The sequence below is a fragment of the Streptomyces sp. NBC_01335 genome (assembly GCF_035953295.1).
GTDB lineage: Bacteria > Actinomycetota > Actinomycetes > Streptomycetales > Streptomycetaceae > Streptomyces.
Map to the genome: position 1 here is coordinate 5043874 of NZ_CP108370.1, position 16410 is coordinate 5060283.

At 72.6% G+C, this 16410-nt stretch carries 17 protein-coding genes; 9 read left to right on the top strand and 8 right to left on the bottom strand.

Features of this window, described 5'->3' with window-relative positions; genetic code table 11:
- Positions 1–117: 117 nt before the first annotated feature.
- Together OG599_RS21740 and OG599_RS21745 are read right to left on the bottom strand one after the other, a co-directional pair.
- The gene (locus OG599_RS21740) at positions 118–942 is read right to left on the bottom strand and encodes a purine-nucleoside phosphorylase (protein WP_327177648.1); all 825 of its coding nucleotides are present in this window, start codon (positions 940–942) and stop codon (positions 118–120) included.
- A 180-nt stretch (positions 943–1122) separates the two neighbouring features.
- Positions 1123–1560, bottom strand: coding sequence for a gamma-glutamylcyclotransferase (locus OG599_RS21745; protein WP_275492381.1), 438 nt, complete (start codon positions 1558–1560; stop codon positions 1123–1125).
- A 274-nt stretch (positions 1561–1834) separates the two neighbouring features.
- On the opposite strand from OG599_RS21745, the gene OG599_RS21750 reads away from it, so the two are divergent.
- Entirely contained in the window at positions 1835–3274 is a 1440-nt protein-coding gene (locus OG599_RS21750) for an NAD(P)H-quinone dehydrogenase (protein WP_327177649.1), read from the top strand.
- A gap of 261 nt (positions 3275–3535) precedes the next feature.
- Complete coding sequence (locus OG599_RS21755) at positions 3536–4504, top strand: DeoR/GlpR family DNA-binding transcription regulator (protein WP_327177650.1); 969 nt, start codon at positions 3536–3538, stop codon at positions 4502–4504.
- A 59-nt stretch (positions 4505–4563) separates the two neighbouring features.
- Here the strand turns inward: OG599_RS21755 and OG599_RS21760 are convergent, their stop codons facing one another.
- Together OG599_RS21760 and OG599_RS21765 are read right to left on the bottom strand one after the other, a co-directional pair.
- The gene (locus OG599_RS21760; protein ID WP_327180131.1) at positions 4564–5142 is read right to left on the bottom strand and encodes a TetR/AcrR family transcriptional regulator; all 579 of its coding nucleotides are present in this window, start codon (positions 5140–5142) and stop codon (positions 4564–4566) included.
- 292 nt (positions 5143–5434) lie between these two features.
- On the bottom strand, positions 5435–7186 hold the full coding sequence (locus OG599_RS21765; protein WP_327177651.1) for an acetyl/propionyl/methylcrotonyl-CoA carboxylase subunit alpha: 1752 nt from the start codon (positions 7184–7186) through the stop codon (positions 5435–5437).
- Between the two features lie 367 nt (positions 7187–7553).
- On the opposite strand from OG599_RS21765, the gene OG599_RS21770 reads away from it, so the two are divergent.
- Complete coding sequence (locus tag OG599_RS21770) at positions 7554–8084, top strand: hypothetical protein (protein WP_327180132.1); 531 nt, start codon at positions 7554–7556, stop codon at positions 8082–8084.
- Here OG599_RS21770 and OG599_RS21775 read toward each other — a convergent pair.
- Positions 8065–8676 carry a nucleoside triphosphate pyrophosphatase gene (locus OG599_RS21775; protein ID WP_327177652.1) on the bottom strand — a complete coding sequence of 204 codons (612 nt, stop codon included), beginning with the start codon at positions 8674–8676 and terminating at the stop codon, positions 8065–8067. The genes OG599_RS21770 and OG599_RS21775 overlap by 20 nt on opposite strands.
- A 236-nt stretch (positions 8677–8912) precedes the next feature.
- On the opposite strand from OG599_RS21775, the gene OG599_RS21780 reads away from it, so the two are divergent.
- The 4 genes from OG599_RS21780 (at position 8913) to OG599_RS21795 (ending at position 11772) form a co-directional block, all read left to right on the top strand.
- Entirely contained in the window at positions 8913–9326 is a 414-nt protein-coding gene (locus tag OG599_RS21780; RefSeq protein WP_327177653.1) for a GntR family transcriptional regulator, read from the top strand.
- Positions 9301–10191 carry an ABC transporter ATP-binding protein gene (locus OG599_RS21785; protein ID WP_327177654.1) on the top strand — a complete coding sequence of 297 codons (891 nt, stop codon included), beginning with the start codon at positions 9301–9303 and terminating at the stop codon, positions 10189–10191. The genes OG599_RS21780 and OG599_RS21785 overlap by 26 nt, the downstream gene beginning before the upstream one ends.
- Positions 10188–11105, top strand: coding sequence for a hypothetical protein (locus tag OG599_RS21790; protein ID WP_327177655.1), 918 nt, complete (start codon positions 10188–10190; stop codon positions 11103–11105). Before OG599_RS21785 ends, OG599_RS21790 begins: the two co-directional genes overlap by 4 nt.
- 136 nt (positions 11106–11241) lie before the next feature.
- Positions 11242–11772: a hypothetical protein gene (locus tag OG599_RS21795; protein ID WP_327177656.1), complete on the top strand. Its 531-nt coding sequence runs from the start codon at positions 11242–11244 to the stop codon at positions 11770–11772.
- Positions 11773–11797: 25 nt separating this feature from the next.
- On the opposite strand, the gene mmpB is transcribed toward OG599_RS21795, so the two are convergent.
- The 3 genes from mmpB to OG599_RS21810 all read right to left on the bottom strand — a co-directional run bounded on the left by mmpB (position 11798) and on the right by OG599_RS21810 (position 13875).
- Positions 11798–11926 (bottom strand): morphogenic membrane protein MmpB, encoded by a 129-nt coding sequence (mmpB, locus tag OG599_RS21800; RefSeq protein WP_327177657.1) that lies wholly within the window; start codon positions 11924–11926, stop codon positions 11798–11800.
- 114 nt (positions 11927–12040) lie between these two features.
- Positions 12041–12250, bottom strand: coding sequence for an acyl-CoA carboxylase epsilon subunit (locus OG599_RS21805; RefSeq protein WP_327177658.1), 210 nt, complete (start codon positions 12248–12250; stop codon positions 12041–12043).
- A 44-nt stretch (positions 12251–12294) separates the two neighbouring features.
- Positions 12295–13875, bottom strand: coding sequence for an acyl-CoA carboxylase subunit beta (locus OG599_RS21810; RefSeq protein ID WP_327177659.1), 1581 nt, complete (start codon positions 13873–13875; stop codon positions 12295–12297).
- A 171-nt stretch (positions 13876–14046) separates the two neighbouring features.
- Here OG599_RS21810 and OG599_RS21815 point away from each other — a divergent pair, with 171 nt between their 5' ends.
- Positions 14047–14919 carry a biotin--[acetyl-CoA-carboxylase] ligase gene (locus OG599_RS21815; RefSeq protein ID WP_327177660.1) on the top strand — a complete coding sequence of 291 codons (873 nt, stop codon included), beginning with the start codon at positions 14047–14049 and terminating at the stop codon, positions 14917–14919.
- A 266-nt stretch (positions 14920–15185) separates the two neighbouring features.
- Entirely contained in the window at positions 15186–16391 is a 1206-nt protein-coding gene (locus tag OG599_RS21820; protein ID WP_327177661.1) for an adenylate/guanylate cyclase domain-containing protein, read from the top strand.
- The last annotated feature ends 19 nt before the right edge of the window (positions 16392–16410 follow it).

A 16410-nucleotide genomic window follows, 5' to 3' on the forward strand; every position in this document is an offset into this window, starting at 1 on the left:
CGCCTTTCGGGGATGACGGGGTGCGGGTGGTGCGGGTGGTGCCGGTGGTGCGGGGAGCGCCGCGGGCGCGGGGGCGGCGGCCCGGCTCTCACGCGGGGCCGCCGCCGGATCCGCCGGTCAGATGCGTTCGAGCACGCGGGCCAGCAGGTCGCCCATGCGCGCGGCCGAGTCGCGGCCGGCCTGGAGGACCTCCTCGTGGTTGAGCGGTTCGCCGGACAGGCCCGCGGCGAGGTTGGTCACCAGCGAGATGCCGAGCACCTCCGCACCCGCCTCGCGCGCGGCGATGGCCTCCAGCACGGTGGACATGCCGACCAGGTCGCCGCCCATCGCGCGGACCATGCCGATCTCGGCCGGGGTCTCGTAGTGCGGGCCGGGGAACTGCACGTACACGCCCTCTTCCAGCGAGGGGTCGATCTCCTGGCAGAGCGCCCGCAGCCGGGGGGAGTACAGGTCGGTCAGGTCGACGAAGTTGGCGCCGATGATCGGGGAGGTGGCGGTGAGGTTGATGTGGTCGCCGATCAGCACCGGCTGGCCGGGGCGCATGCCCTCGCGCAGACCGCCGCAGCCGTTGGTCAGCACGACGGTCCGGCAGCCCGCGGCCACGGCCGTACGGACGCCGTGGGCGACGGCGGCGACGCCGCGTCCCTCGTAGAAGTGGGTGCGGCCGAGGAAGACCAGCACGCGCTTCTCGCCGATGCGGTAGGAGCGGACCGTGCCGCCGTGCCCCTCCACCGCCGGGGGCGGGAATCCGGGCAGGTGCGTCACCGGGAACTCGGCGTCCGGGGTACCGAGCGCATCGCCCGCGGGTCCCCAGCCGGACCCCATCACGAGGACCACGTCGTGGGTCTCGGCGCCGGTCAGCTCCCGCAGCCTGGCGGCGGCCTCGGCGGCCACCGCGTGCGGGTCGTCCTGGATGTTGTCCGGAATAACAGATGCGTTCACCGGACGAGGGTAACCGCTGATTCCCTACGCGCGTAGATGGACCGGCACACCATCTGTCCGAGCCTTTCGTATTTTCGTACGACAAGGGGGTCGGTGGGCCGGGGAACAGAGGGTGCCCGTCGCCCGGCGGCCGGCCGTGCGAAGACCCGCCCTCAGGCCGGCGAAGCCCCGCCCGGCAGGTCAGCAGGGGCGCTTGCGCAGTTCCATCACGTAGTCGTGCGGGGCCCCGGCGGACTCCGCCGCGTCGGCCACCTCGCCGAGGTAGCGCGCGGACGGCAGACCGCCCTCGTAGCCGTTGAGCACGTACATCCAGGCCGGCTCCTCGCCGTCCAGGGTGTGCACGCGCACCCGCATCCGCCGGTAGATGTCGAGGCCGACACCCTCCCAGCGGTCCAGGGAGTCCTCGTCCATCGGCGCGACGTCGTACAGCGCGACGAACACCTGGGAGCGCGGCGCTTCGACGACCGTCGCCAGCGCCCCTTCCCAGCCCATCTGCTCCCCGCCGAAGGTCAGCCGCCAGCCGTTGAGCCAGCCCGTGCCGCGCAGCGGGGAATGCGGTGCGCGGCGCGTCATCAGCCGCGCGTCGAGGTTGCCGGCGTACGCGGCGTAGAGCGACATGAGTCCGAGGGTACGGGAGATGCGGAGCGACGCGCCGAACTCCTGGCAGGAACAGCCCGGGAGAGCGAACCTCCCACGGCCGCACGGAGGCGTCCGGCCCACCGCGCCCGAGCTGCGAGGACGGCTCCGGCGCCCGGATGGAGGGCCCCGGGGCGAAGCACTTTGGCGCGTGCGGGACAATGGAGTACGTACTGCATTCCCCCGGGGCGATCCCCCGGACCCCGGCCGGGACGGCAGACGGCCGTGGGATGACACCACGCGAGGCGGACATTTCGTGACCAGGATCGTGATCATCGGCGGCGGCCCCGGCGGCTACGAGGCGGCACTGGTCGGTACCCAGCTCGGGGCGGACGTCACCGTCGTCGACTGCGACGGCCTCGGCGGAGCCTCGGTGCTCACCGACTGCGTCCCCTCCAAGACCCTGATCGCCACCGCCGAGGTCATGACGACCTTCGACTCCTCCTACGAGGAGCTGGGCATCATCGTCGCCGACGACACCCCGGCCCTGGAGCAGGCCGCCCGGGTGGTCGGTGTCGACCTCGGCAAGGTCAACCGGCGTGTCAAGCGCCTCGCGCTCGCCCAGTCCCACGACATCACCGCCTCCGTCACCCGGGCCGGCGCCCGGGTGATGCGCGGCCGCGGCCGTCTGGAGGGCCTCCAGGCCGCCGACGGCTCCCGCCAGGTCGTGGTGACCGCCGCCGACGGCACCGAGGTGCGCCTCACCGCCGACGCGGTGCTGATCGCCACCGGCGGCCACCCCCGCGAGATCCCGGACGCGCAGCCCGACGGCGAGCGCATCCTGAACTGGACCCAGGTCTACGACCTCGACGAGCTCCCCGAGGAGCTCATCGTGGTCGGTTCCGGCGTCACCGGCGCCGAGTTCGCCGGCGCCTACCAGGCGCTCGGCTCCCGGGTCACCCTCGTCTCCTCCCGCGACCGGGTGCTGCCGGGCGAGGACCCGGACGCCGCCGCCGTGCTGGAGGACGTGTTCCGCCGCCGCGGCATGAACGTCATGGCCCGCTCCCGCGCGCAGGCCGCCAAGCGCGTCGGCGACCGGGTCGAGGTCACCCTCGCGGACGGCCGGGTCATCTCCGGCACGCACTGCCTGATGGCGGTCGGCGCGATCCCGAACACCGAGGGCATGGGCCTGGAAGAGGCGGGCGTCCACCTCAAGGAGTCCGGCCACATCAAGACCGACAAGGTCTCCCGCACCAGCGCCCCCGGCGTCTACGCGGCCGGTGACGTCACGGGCGTCTTCGCGCTGGCCTCGGTCGCCGCGATGCAGGGCCGGATCGCGATGTACCACTTCCTCGGCGACGCGGTGGCCCCGCTGAACCTCAAGACCGTCTCCTCCAACGTCTTCACCGACCCGGAGATCGCCACCGTCGGCTACACCCAGGCCGACGTGGACGCCGGCAAGATCGAGGCCCGGGTCGTCAAGCTCCCGCTGCTGCGCAACCCGCGCGCCAAGATGCTCGGCATCCGCGACGGCTTCGTCAAGATCTTCTGCCGTCCCGGCACCGGCATCGTGGTCGGCGGCTGCGTCGTCGCGCCGCGCGCCAGCGAGCTGATTCATCCGATTTCGGTCGCGGTCGACAACAACTTGACGGTGGAACAGATCGCGAACGCGTTCACCGTGTACCCGTCCCTGTCGGGTTCGATCGCCGAGGTCGCACGCCAGCTGCACACCCGGAAGCTCGACGGCGAGGTCTAGTCACCCCGCGCGTTCGGCCCCGCCCGATGGCAACTGCCGTCGTGGCGGGGCTTGTTGGGAAGCGGGCGGATCGCATCTGACCGCTCGCCGACCAGTTGTGTGCACGTTCCAGTCAATCCGGTGGCGACGGACGGCGACTGCACGGGCAAGTCTGACAACATCGGGTTCGCGTATATCACTTGATGGCGCACTCCGTTGCCAACTTCTGCAATTCGGCCCAATGCGCTGAAAACGCGCGCGGGTCAGGTTACTGTCAGTTCTGTGTTCGCTGCAGAACGTCGTCAATTGATCCTCGAAATGGTGCGCGCCAACGGGGCGGTATCGCTCCGTGAGCTCGCCCGCGTCGTCCAGACCTCCGAAGTGACCGTACGGCGGGACGTGCGGGCACTGGAGGCAGAAGGACTCCTCGACCGCCGGCACGGCGGTGCGGTCTTGCCGGGCGGTTTTACGCGGGAGTCCGGCTTTCCGCAGAAATCCCATCTCTCGTCCGCGGAGAAGACGGCCATCGCCGACGCGGCGGCCGCGCTGGTCGGTGAGGGCGAGGCCATCGTCGTCGGCGCCGGTACGACCACGCAGGAGCTGGCCCGCCGGCTCGCGCGGGTGCCCGGCCTCACCGTCGTCACCAACTCCCTGCTGGTCGCCCAGGCCCTGGCGCACGCCAACCGCGTGGAGGTCGTGATGACCGGCGGCACCCTGCGCGGGAGCAACTACGCCCTGGTGGGCAGCGGGGCCGAGCAGTCCCTCCAGGGGCTGCGGGTCTCCCGGGCCTTCCTCTCCGGGAGCGGGCTGACGGCCGAGCGCGGGCTCTCCACGTCCAACATGCTCTCGGCCAGCGTCGACCGGGCCTTGGTGCAGGCCGCCGCCGAGGTGGTCGTCCTCGCCGACCACACCAAGCTGGGCGCCGACACCATGTTCCAGACGGTGCCCACCGAGCTGGTCACCCGGCTGGTCACCGACGAACCCCCGCTGCACGACGAGCGGGCCGCCGCCGAGATCCACGCCCTGGCCGACCAGGGCGTGGAGATCACCCTCGCTGGCGGGGACACCGACTCCGGCCACTCCGGCACGGAGAGCGCCCCGCCGAACGGCAGACCCCGGCGCGACATGCCGCTGCCGGGCCAGCGCCGCACCCAGAACGGCGGCCTGGGACAGCAACTGCGCGGCGCCGCGGTCCTCGCCGACCCTGGCCCCCCGGAGCGCGCCCGCGTCGCCGACCTGCGGCGGCGCTGAGAAGGCGGAGAACCGGGCGGTTTTGCCGACGCCCCGGCGCGCGGCGCGGGGGCGGGCTCTCAGGCCCCCGGCACCGTCCCCGTCGTCTCCGCCCTGCTCCTGAGCCCCTGGAGCGTCAGCAGGAGCAGCCGGTCGGCCAGCTCCGGGTCCTCGGGGTTCTGCTCGGCGGCCAGTGCGATGGCGTTGGTCAGCTGCATCAGGTCGCCGATCGACACGTCCGCCCGCACGGCCCCGCTCTCCTGCGCCCGTGTCAGCAGCCGGGCCCCCGCCTCGCGCAGCGGTACGTGACAGGGGGCCAGGGCCGAGGTGTCGTCCCGCGAGGCGGAGAGCAGCGCACGGGCCAGCCCCCGGTACTCGCCCGCGTGCCGGACGATCGCGCCGAGCCACTCCACCAGGGCGTGGCACGGCTGCTCGGCCCGTGCCAGTGCGTACGAGTGGTCGAGCAGGTCGGCCAGCGCGTCCTGGAAGACCGCGTTCATCAGCGCGGGCCGGGTGGGGAAGTGCCGGTAGAGCGTGCCGATCCCCACGCCCGCGCGCCGGGCGAGGTCCTCCAGCGAGGCGTCGGTGCCCTGTTCGGCGAAGAGGGTACGGGCCTCGCCGACCAGCCGGTCGTGGTTGCGGCGGGCGTCGGCGCGCATCGGCCGTCCGGGCGCGGGCGCGGGGGCGGGCACGGGCGAACCGGGACCGGTCCCGTCCGGGTCCGGAGTCGGTGCCGTGCTCGGCGGCGTCACGCTGGCCATGGTGGGGTCATCCTCCCGGGTCTCCTCGGCTCCAGGATGCCACCGCCCTCCGGCGGGCCCGCCGCCGGACCGCGACTTGGCCCTTTCGTCCCGGGCCCGGAACGCGGAAGGGCCCCGCCCGGTCCGTACGCGGTGGGCGTACGGACCGGGCGGGGCCCCTGCGGGAGGCCCGAGGGCGGTCCCGCAGGTGTCAGTCCTTGATCTCGCAGATCGCGGCGCCGGACGACAGCGAGCTGCCGACCTCGGCGCTGAGGCCCTTGATCGTGCCGGAGCGGTGCGCGTTGAGCGGCTGCTCCATCTTCATGGCCTCCAGGACGACGACGAGGTCGCCCTCCTTGACCTCCTGGCCCTCCTCCACGGCCACCTTCACGATGGTGCCCTGCATGGGGGAGGCGAGGGTGTCGCCCGAGGCCGCGGATCCGGCCTTCTTCGCCGCGCGGCGCTTCGGCTTCGCACCGGCCGCCAGGCCCGTACGCGCCAGGCTCATGCCCAGCGACGAGGGGAGCGAGACCTCCAGGCGCCGGCCGCCGACCTCGACGACGACGATCTCCCGGTTGCCCTCGTCCTCGTCCGCCTCGGCGGGCGTGGTGAAGGGCTTGATCTCGTTGACGAACTCGGTCTCGATCCAGCGGGTGTGGATGCGGAACGGGTCCGAGGTGAACGCCGGGTCCACCACGACCGCGCGGTGGAACGGGATGGCGGTGGCCATGCCCTCGACGGTGAACTCGCCGAGCGCGCGGGCCGCGCGCTGGAGCGCCTGCTCACGGGTGGCGCCGGTGACGATCAGCTTCGCCAGGAGCGAGTCCCAGGCGGGGCCGATGACGCTGCCGGACTCGACACCCGCGTCCAGCCGGACACCGGGGCCGGTCGGGGCGTTGAAGGTGGTGACGGTGCCCGGGGCGGGCAGGAAGCCCCGGCCCGGGTCCTCGCCGTTGATACGGAACTCGAAGGAGTGACCGCGTACGGCCGGGTCGCCGTATCCCAGCTCCTCGCCGTCGGCGATCCGGAACATCTCGCGGACCAGGTCGAGGCCGGTGACCTCTTCGGTGACCGGGTGCTCCACCTGGAGGCGGGTGTTGACCTCCAGGAAGGAGATCGTGCCGTCCGTGCCGACGAGGAACTCGACCGTGCCGGCGCCGACGTAGCCGGCCTCCTTCAGGATCGCCTTCGACGCCGCGTACAGCTGGGCGTTCTGCTCCTCGGTGAGGAAGGGGGCCGGGGCCTCCTCGACCAGCTTCTGGTGACGGCGCTGGAGCGAGCAGTCGCGGGTGGAGACGACGACGACGTTGCCGTGCTGGTCGGCCAGGCACTGGGTCTCGACGTGACGCGGCTTGTCGAGGTAGCGCTCGACGAAGCACTCGCCCCGGCCGAACGCCGCGACGGCCTCGCGGACGGCGGAGTCGTACAGCTCCGGGACCTCTTCGAGGGTGCGGGCGACCTTCAGGCCGCGTCCGCCACCACCGAAGGCGGCCTTGATGGCGATGGGCAGACCGTGCTCCCGCGCGAACGCCACGACCTCCTCGGAGCCGGAGACCGGGTCCGGGGTGCCGGCGACGAGCGGGGCACCGGCGCGCTGCGCGATGTGCCGGGCGGCGACCTTGTCGCCGAGGTCGCGGATCGCGTGCGGCGGCGGGCCGATCCAGGTCAGCCCGGCGTCCAGCACCGCCTGCGCGAACTCCGCGTTCTCGGACAGGAATCCGTACCCCGGGTGGATCGCGTCCGCGCCCGAGTCGGCGGCGGCGCGCAGCACCTTGGCGATGTCCAGGTAGCTGGTCGCCGGGGTGTCACCGCCCAGCGCGAACGCCTCGTCCGCCGCGCGGACGTGCAGAGCGTCCCGGTCCGGATCGGCGTAGACGGCGACGCTGGCGATCCCGGCGTCCCGGCAGGCCCGAGCGACGCGGACTGCGATTTCGCCACGGTTGGCGATGAGCACCTTGCGCACGATGACTCCCTCCTAGGAACAAGCTGAGTTTAGGGACTACCAACACGGCCGTACGACTCGTCCCCAGTGGTGAGCTTGCCCACACGGAGTGTGATTTCGAGGCCTCCGGAGTCGCAAAATCCCTTGTCGGACCACGGTACGCCGCGATCCTTAACCGCACAGTAGCCACCAGGTGTGGTTCAGGTCTCTGTCTGTAGGCGCAACGACCGGTGGCTTTTCTTTGTCGGGTCCCCACGAATGGATGAAGAAATCCCTTGCCGTACGGCGGAACGGCGCCGACCGTGCGCACGCTCTTGTCCAGATGATTACCCGTTAGTAAGGTCCGCGGTGTCGGACGTAACTATGGGTAACAGGGGGTGGCGCCGTGGTGCGCAGACCGGTGGCCGTCGTGACCGCGCTCGTGCTCCTCGCCGAGGCCGTGGGGGTGGCGATCGTCAACACCGTCCTCGCCACCGTGGCGGAGAACCAGAACATGTCGCTGGCCGGACTGGAGCCCGGGGCCATGAGCACCGGCGCCTGGGTGATGGGCGGCGCCTCGGCGGCCCTGCTGGTCGTCGTCGCGCTCGTCGCGCTGACCGCCGCCGTACGCGACCGCTCCCCGGGCCGGGTGGGCCGGTTCGCCCTGATCCTCACCGCCGTCGCGCACGGGGTGCTCGGAGCCCTGGCGGTGGGCCTGGTCGGCTGGTACGCCTTCGGCTGCCTGATGGTGGCGCTGGCGCTGCTCGTCGGCACGCTGATCGGGTACGGACCCGGGCGCCGGGCGCGCGGCACCGAGGGTGACGGTGGCGCCGGGGGTCCTGGCGGCCCTGGCGGCTTCGACGGTCCCGGGAGCTCCGAGGGCCGGGCCCCCGTGGCGGGGGCACCGGCTCCGCCTGTGATCAGTCCCACAACTCCGTGACGGAGACGCCCAGTTCGCCGAGGAGGCGTCGCAGCAGCGGCAGTGAGAGCCCGATCACGTTGGAGTGGTCGCCCTCGATGGAGTCGATGAACGGGCCCGAGAGGCCGTCCAGGGTGAACGCCCCCGCGACGTGCAGCGGTTCGCCCGTGGCCACGTAGGCGGCGATCTCGGCGTCGGTGGGGTCGCCGAAGCGGACGACGGTGGACGCGGTCGCGGACGCCGTACGGCCGCTCGCCCTGTCGATCACGCTGTGGCCGGTCCGCAACACTCCCGCGCGCCCCCGCATCGCCCGCCAGCGGGCCGTGGCCTCCTCGGCGTCGGCGGGCTTGCCCAGCGCCTCCCCGTCCAGGTCCAGCACCGAATCGCACCCCACGACCAGGGCCCCGTCCGTCTCCGGGAGCGCCGCCACCGCGGTCGCCTTCGCCTGCGCCAGTACGAGCGCCAGCTCGCCGGGGGTCGGGGCGGAGAGCGCGTCCTCGTCCACCCCGCTGACGATCTTCTCGGGGGCGAATCCCGCCTGTCGCAGGAGGCCGAGACGGGCGGGGGAGGCGGAGGCGAGCACGAGCCGGCGCTGAGCAGTCATGCGGGCCATCGTAGGTCCCCGGGCGGGTGCGGTCCCGGCCGTCGGGCTCCTCGTGCGGCCCGCCTCGGCGCGGTGGCCGCAGGGCGCCGGGGCCCCTTCCGCACGGCGGGTGAGGGGTCGCCGGGCCCTTCTTCCCCGCGTGCGTGGGTACTTCCGCCGTCCGGCCGCGGAAGAGGCGCCTTGACGTGCCCGGACCATTCAATGCATCATTGAACTAGTTCATTGGTCATACGGGAGGTGACGCCATGGGGTTCGCCTTCCGGATCGACCGGCGCAGCGGCGTGCCGAACTACGTCCAGATCATCCAGCAGGTGCAGCAGGCGCTCCGGCTGGGTCTGCTGAAGCCGGGAGACCGGCTGCCCACCGCCCGGGCGGTGGTGGAGGCGACGGCGCTCAACCCCAACACCGTGCTCAAGGCCTACCGCGAGCTGGAGTCCCAGGGGTTGGTCGAGACCCGGCGCAGGCACGGGACCTTCGTCACCGGCACGCTCGGCGCGTCCTCGGCCGACTCGCCGTGGCGGACGGCGCTCGCGGACGTGGCGGCCCGGGCCGCCGCCGAGGGCGCCGAACGCGACGACCTCGCCGCCCTGTTCACCGACGTGCTGGACGATCTCTACCCTCAGAAGGAATCCGATGCCCCTCCGCACCAGCAGCCCTGACACAGCGCTCGCCGCCCGCGGGGTCACCCAGAGATTCGGGCGCAAGGGGCGCGACGTCCTCGACGGCTGCACCTTCGAGGTCCCCGCGGGAGTCGTGTCCGCCCTGGTGGGACCCAACGGCGCCGGGAAGTCGACGCTGTTGGAGCTGGTGGCCGGTATGCGACGGCCCGCGTCGGGAACGCTCGACGTCCTGGGCGGACCGCCCGGAGCCGGGCACCCCCGGGTCGCGTACCTGGCCCAGCACCGGCCGCTCTTCCCTCGGTTCACGGTCCGTCAGATGCTGGACCTGGGCGCCCGGACCAACCAGTCCAACTGGGACGCGGAGCTGGCCGGGCGGATCGCGGAGCCGTTGGGGGAAGACGACCGGGTCGGGACCCTCTCCGGCGGCCAGCGCACCCGTCTGGCCCTGGCCCTCGCCCTCGGCAAGCGCGCCGACCTGCTGCTGCTGGACGAGCCGATGGCCGACCTCGACGTGCTGGCACGACAGGAGGTGATGGGGCTGCTCATGGCGCACGTCGCCGACACCGGCACCACGGTGGTGATGTCCTCGCACATCATCTCCGAGCTGGCCGACGTCTGCGACCACCTGCTCCTGCTCGACCGGGGCGCGGTCCGGCTCTGCGGCGACATCGACGAACTGACCGCGTCCCACGCGGTGGTGGCCGTGCCCGGCGGCCCCGACCGCCTCGGCGGCCACACCGTCGTCGAGGCCCGCCCGGCCGGACGCGGCACCAGCGCGCTCATCCGCCCCGCCGGGCCGCTGCCCGCCGAGTGGGACGCACGGACCCCCTCGCTGGAGGAACTGGTCCTCGCCCACCTCACGCCCGCCGCCCCGACCGCCCTCAGCAAGGAAAACGCCGCATGAGCGCCACCACCGCCCCGACCGCCCGGCCCACCCGCCCCGCGCCCGGACGACGCCTGCCGCTCGTGCTCATCGCCGTACGGCAGTACCGCTGGGTCGCGCTCGTCCTCGTGCTGCTGGCCGCCCGCGTCTGCGCCGCGCTCCTGTACCACTACGGCAGTTGGGCGGACGCGACAGCCCTGCTCGCCCATGTCGGCGGCCAGGAGTACCACTTCGGGCGCTACGCGAACGACGCCCACCACGTGACCGAGCAGCTCGTGAACGACGGCGCCTCCCTCGCCTTCCAGCCCGCCCTGCTCGCCGCGATCGTCACCGCCGTGCTGACCGCGCGGGAGTGGGAGTCCCGCCGGGTCGTCCTCGCGCTGACCCAGTCGGTCACGCCCCGGCGGTGGTTCACCGTCCGCTGGGCGGTCCTGGCGGCGGTCCTCGCGGCGGTGACCATCCCCCCGGTGGTGCTGTACCGGATCAGCGCCGTGCACGGCTTCCGCCTCGGCCTGCTCACCTACGGCGCCGAGCGGCAGAACGCGTACTACACGATCGGCCCGGTGACCGTCGCCCACGTCCTCCTCGGAGTCGCGGCCGGCGCGCTGGCCGGCACACTCCTGCGCCGCACCTTGCCGGCGCTCGTCGCGGCGCCCGTTCTCACCTGGCTGGTCGCCGGGGTGCTGGTCCGCTCCCGGGCGGTGCTGCTGGTCGACTTCCCGCTCTTCTCCCAGGTCGACGGCTTCCACCTGGGCGGCGTGTTCGGCCTCCAGTTCTACGACGCCCTCCCGCAGGACAGCTTCCTCATGAACGCCCTGAAGCCCGGCGACTACTGGGGCTTCCAGATCGCCTCCAGCGTGCTGGTGCTCGCCGCCGCGGCCCTGCTCACCGCCGCCGCACTCCGCGTACTGCGCCGCCGCACCGCCCAGTACTGACCACTGACGCGCCCGGTACTGACCACTGACCACCACGAGCTTCACCGCCCGACGCGCTGACCGAGCCGTCCGCGGCAGCTCCGTCCTGCCCTGCCGCTCTTCACTCTCCAGCTCTTCCACCGAGAAAGCAGCAACCATGAAGACGCACGCCACCGACCACCAGGACACCGACGGCCAGGAGGTGCGCCGCCACCCGGGCGAGAACCGGCCGGACACGAAGGTCCCCGCGTGGAGCAACCCCCTCCCGATCGTGTGGTGCCTGATGGTGGGTGCTCTGGTGAGCCTGCTCAGCCAGCTCCCGGGCGACGAGGGGATCTACGAGATCTTCACGCTCCCCGTCTTCCTGCTGACCTTCGGCGCCGCCGCGGCGCTGTGCTTCTCGCCGTGGTGGAGCCGGTCCCGCAAGGTGGTCGCCCTCGTCTGGCTCCTGGTGCCGAACTTCTTCCTGGCCTTCGCGATAGCGGCCACCGACAGCCGGGCCATCCAGATCACGGTGAGCTGCGTGTCGCTCGTCGTGCGCGCCGGTGCCATCTGGTGGATCTGGCACAACCGGACCGTCCCCGCTCCCGGCCGCTACCGCTTCCCGCGCTGGGCCAAGGTGCTGACCTGGATCGTCGTGGTCGCCGCCTTCGCGGGCGAGGCCGTCCTGTGGGCCGTCACGCTGTAAGCGCGACGGGCCGGCGGCCGACGGCTCAGCGCAGGCCGATCACGAACATCCCGACCACCATGGCCAGCGCGAGCAGGAACCCCGCGCGCCGCAGCATCTCCTGGGCGTCGCGCAGTTCCTTCGGCGGGCGGTCGTCGGGGTCGGACCAGAGCATGCGTCCGATCCTGCTCCGCCCGCCGCCGTCCTGCCTGAGTACGGGTACTCAACCACCCGTTTGCCGGGGCCCGGTCACCCTCGGCGACCGGGCCCCGGGGCGCGTCCAGGCCGCTCAGGCGGGCCAGTAGGTGCGCGCCCAGGCCCCCGGCCCGGGCGACGGCCGGGTGGTGCGGGCGATCCGCGCCGGGTCGGACCACGGCGCGCGCGGCGCCGGGCCCCCGGTGTCCTGCACCGCCGCCGCCGAGGCGGCGCGCGCCCGGACCACCGCGAGGGCGGCGGCGAGTTCCTCGGGGGTCGGGTTGCCCCGTACGACCCTGATCATGGCGGGCTCCAATCCGTTCCGTGCTCGTGCGTCCCGGACGCTTCCTACAGCGGGATGTTGCCGTGCTTCTTCGGCGGCAGGGACTCGCGCTTGGTGCGCAGCTGCCGGAGCGCCTTCACCACGTGCTTGCGGGTGTCCGAGGGCATGACCACCGCGTCCACGTAACCGCGTTCGGCCGCGACGTACGGGTTGAGCAGCGCGTCCTCGTACTCCGCCATCAGCTGCGCGCGGGTCGCCTCCGGGTCCTCGGCGGCGGCGATGGTGCGGCGGTGCAGGATGTTCACCGCGCCCTGCGCGCCCATGACGGCGATCTGGGCGGTCGGCCAGGCGAGGTTGACGTCGGCGCCCAGGTGCTTGGAGCCCATGACGTCGTACGCCCCGCCGAACGCCTTGCGGGTGATGACCGTGATCAGCGGGACGGTGGCCTCCGCGTAGGCGTAGATCAGCTTGGCGCCCCGGCGGATGATGCCGCCGTACTCCTGGTCCACGCCCGGCAGGAAGCCCGGCACGTCGACGAAGGTCAGCACCGGCACGTTGAACGCGTCGCAGGTACGGACGAAGCGCGCGGCCTTCTCGCTCGCGTCGATGTCCAGACAACCGGCGAACTGCATCGGCTGGTTGGCGACCACACCCACCGGGTGGCCCTCCACCCGGCCGAAGCCGGTGATGATGTTCGGCGCGAACAGCGCCTGGGTCTCCAGGAACTCGGCGTCGTCCAGCACGTGCTCGATGGCGGTGTGCATGTCGTACGGCTGGTTCGCCGAGTCCGGGATCAGCGTGTCGAGCTCGCGGTCCTCGTCCGTCGTCTCCAGGTCCGCCTCCTCCGGGAAGACCGGCGGCTCGGAGAGGTTGTTCGAAGGGAGGTACGACAGAAGGGACTTGACGTACTCGATGGCGTCCTTCTCGTCGCCCGCGAGGTGGTGCGCCACACCGGAGGTGGTGTTGTGGGTGCGGGCTCCGCCCAGTTCCTCGAAGCCCACGTCCTCGCCGGTGACGGTCTTGATGACGTCGGGTCCGGTGATGAACATGTGCGAGGTCCGGTCGACCATCACCGTGAAGTCGGTGATCGCGGGCGAGTAGACCGCGCCACCCGCGCAGGGGCCGACGATCAGCGAGATCTGCGGCACCACACCGGAGGCGTGCACATTGCGCCGGAAGATCTCGGCGAACAGCCCGAGCGCCGCCACCCCTTCCTGGATGCGGGCGCCGCCGCCGTCGTTGATGCCGATGACCGGGCAGCCGGTCTTCAGCGCGAAGTCCATGACCTTCACGATCTTCTCGCCGTACACCTCGCCCAGCGAACCGCCGAAGATCGTGAAGTCCTGCGAGTACACGCACACCGGACGGCCGTCGACCGTGCCGTACCCGGTCACCACCCCGTCCCCGTAGGGGCGGTTCTTCTCGATCCCGAAGTTGGTGGACCGGTGGCGGGCGAACTCGTCCAGTTCCACGAAGGAACCCTCGTCCAGCAGCAGGTCCACCCGCTCCCGCGCGGTGAGCTTGCCCTTCGCGTGCTGCTTCTCGACCGCGCGCTCGGAACCCGCGTGCGTGGCTTCGCCGATACGGCGCTGCAGGTCCGCGATCTTGCCCGCGGTGGTGTGGATGTCGCTCTGCGGCTCGGACATCGGGTGGCGGCTCCCTGCCTGGTGACGGGACATGACGGGGGCTCGGTCCCGGGGACGGGCCCGGCACGCACCCGCGGGGAAGCCCTCGTTCCTGTTCAGCTACTGCCCCGTAGCGTATCGGCGGCCCCACGGATCGGCAGTGCGTCCTTTGCCACACCTAGGGTTACTTGCATGACACCTCCGGATGCGCCTTCGAACCGCTGGTCGGACCTGGACCGGCCGCCCCTGAACACCACCGCGCTCCGCCGCGGACTGCTGCGGCCGGGCGCTCTGTGGACCTCGCTCGACGTGGTCGAGGAGACCGGCTCCACCAACACCGACCTCGCCGCCCGGGCGGCCTCGGCGAACCCGCCCGCCGAGGGCGCGGTGCTCGTCGCCGAGGTGCAGAACGCCGGACGCGGCCGGCTCGACCGGGTCTGGACCGCCCCGCCGCGCTCCGGGCTCTTCCTCTCCGTCTACCTCGCGCCCACCGACGTACCCGTGGCGCGCTGGGGCTGGCTGCCGCTGCTCACCGGCGTCGCCGCCGCGACCGGCCTGGCCCGCGCCGCCGGGGTGGACATGGCGCTGAAGTGGCCCAACGACCTGCTGGTGACCGTCGACGGCGTGGAACGCAAGACCGGCGGCATCCTCGCCGAACGCGCCGGGGACGGCGTCGTCGTCGGCCTCGGCGTCAACGTCTCGCTCCGCGCCGACGAACTCCCCGCCCCCACCGCCGGCTCCCTCGCCCTCGCCGAGGCCGTCTCGCTCGACCGCGAGACCCTGCTGCGGGCCGTCCTGCGCTCGCTGGAGCAGTGGTACGGCGAGTGGCGCGCGGCCGGCGGCGACGCGGCCCGCAGCGGGCTCCAGGCGGCGTACGCGGCCGGCTGCGCCACGCTCGACCGCACCGTGCGGGCCGAGCTGCCCGGCGACCGCTCGGTGGTCGGGCAGGCCGTCGCGGTCGACGGCGACGGCCGTCTCATCCTCTCCACCGGCGACGGGCTCCAGCAGCCGGTCTCGGCGGGCGACATCGTGCACCTGCGCGGCGCGGCGGGCGGGCTCGTCTGACGGCGGACGGCGGGAACGGGATCGCGCGCAGGTGTGTGGATCGCGTGGATGTACGGACGGGGGCGTACGGAGAGTGAACACGCGCCGCCCGGAAGGGTGAACGCGGCGCGCGCCGGAGTGCGAAAGCGTGAGTTGTCACGTCCGACGCACCCGTACCGGGCCATCGAGGACGTGAGCCAGGGCACACCTGCCGTATCGTTGAGGCGATCCAGCGACAGATCACAGATCGGCAGGGCAGTGCGCAGGGAACGGGCAGGAGGCGGGCAGTGACCGTCGGCGACACGGGTTCGGACGGGGGCGCGAGGCCACCTTCGGACCCCTCGGTCCATGCCACGCCCCATCACGAGGTCGATCACACGGCCGAACCGACCGACGACCCGCTGGCGATCCGGCTGGAACAGCTGATCCTCGGCGCCGAGCGCCAGTACACCCCCTTCCAGGCGGCCCGCACCGCAGGCGTCTCCATGGACCTGGCCTCACGGTTCTGGCGCGCCATGGGCTTCGCCGACATCGGCCAGGCCAAGGCGCTCACCGAGGCCGACGTGCTGGCGCTGCGCCGCCTCGCCGGTCTCGTGGAGGCCGGGCTGCTCAGCGAGCCGATGGCCATCCAGGTGGCCCGCTCCACCGGCCAGACCACCGCCCGCCTCGCCGAATGGCAGATCGACTCCTTCCTGGAGGGCCTCACCGAGCCGCCCGAGCCCGGGATGACCCGCACCGAGGTCACGTACCCCCTGGTCGAACTGCTGCTGCCGGAGCTCCAGGAGTTCCTCGTCTACGTGTGGCGGCGGCAGCTGGCCGCCTCCACCGGGCGGGTCGTGCAGGCGCAGGACGACGAGGAGATGGTCGACCGGCGGCTCGCGGTGGGCTTCGCCGACCTGGTCGGGTTCACCCGGCTCACCCGGCGGCTGGAGGAGGAGGAGCTCGGCGAACTCGTCGAGGCCTTCGAGACGACCGCCGCCGACCTGGTGGCCGCGCACGGCGGACGGCTGGTGAAGACCCTCGGGGACGAGGTGCTCTTCGCCGCCGACGACGCCGGCACGGCCGCAGAGATCGCGCTCCGGCTCATCGAGGCGATGTCGGCCGACACGACGATGCCCGCCCTGCGCGTGGGCATCGCCTTCGGCACCGTCACCACCCGGATGGGCGATGTCTTCGGCACCACCGTCAACCTGGCCAGCCGGCTCACCTCGATAGCCGCGAAGGACGCCGTCCTGGTGGACGGGGCGTTCGCCGAAGAGCTGATCCGTACGGGCGACACCCCGGAGTCCGAGGCCAGGGCCGCCGAGGAGATCCTCGCCGCGGCCGAACGCGCCCGGATCGCCGAGAAGGAGGGCCGGACGCTCACCGACGAGCCGCCGCTGCCCGCCTACCGCTTCCAGCTCCAGCCCATGTGGCAGCGGCCGGTACGCGGACTCGGCGTGGTCGAGCCGTGGATGCTGACCCGCCGCACCCCGCGCGAGGGCGGTCGCTGAGACCGCTCCGGTTCGCCCC

Bases quoted from the DNA above. Each gene is read 5' to 3' on its own strand.
- OG599_RS21745 (WP_275492381.1), bottom strand. From the start codon at position 1,560: ATGTCGCTCTACGCCGCGTACGCCGGCAACCTCGACGCGCGGCTGATG.
- OG599_RS21760 (WP_327180131.1), bottom strand. From the start codon at position 5,142: ATGCGCGCCGACGCCCGCCGCAACCACGACCGGCTGGTCGGCGAGGCC.
- OG599_RS21775 (WP_327177652.1), bottom strand. From the start codon at position 8,676: ATGGCCCGCATGACTGCTCAGCGCCGGCTCGTGCTCGCCTCCGCCTCC.
- OG599_RS21780 (WP_327177653.1), top strand. From the start codon at position 8,913: ATGGGGTTCGCCTTCCGGATCGACCGGCGCAGCGGCGTGCCGAACTAC.
- OG599_RS21785 (WP_327177654.1), top strand. From the start codon at position 9,301: ATGCCCCTCCGCACCAGCAGCCCTGACACAGCGCTCGCCGCCCGCGGG.
- OG599_RS21790 (WP_327177655.1), top strand. From the start codon at position 10,188: ATGAGCGCCACCACCGCCCCGACCGCCCGGCCCACCCGCCCCGCGCCC.
- OG599_RS21795 (WP_327177656.1), top strand. From the start codon at position 11,242: ATGAAGACGCACGCCACCGACCACCAGGACACCGACGGCCAGGAGGTG.
- mmpB (WP_327177657.1), bottom strand. From the start codon at position 11,926: ATGCTCTGGTCCGACCCCGACGACCGCCCGCCGAAGGAACTGCGCGAC.
- OG599_RS21805 (WP_327177658.1), bottom strand. From the start codon at position 12,250: ATGATCAGGGTCGTACGGGGCAACCCGACCCCCGAGGAACTCGCCGCC.
- OG599_RS21810 (WP_327177659.1), bottom strand. From the start codon at position 13,875: ATGTCCGAGCCGCAGAGCGACATCCACACCACCGCGGGCAAGATCGCG.
- OG599_RS21815 (WP_327177660.1), top strand. From the start codon at position 14,047: ATGACACCTCCGGATGCGCCTTCGAACCGCTGGTCGGACCTGGACCGG.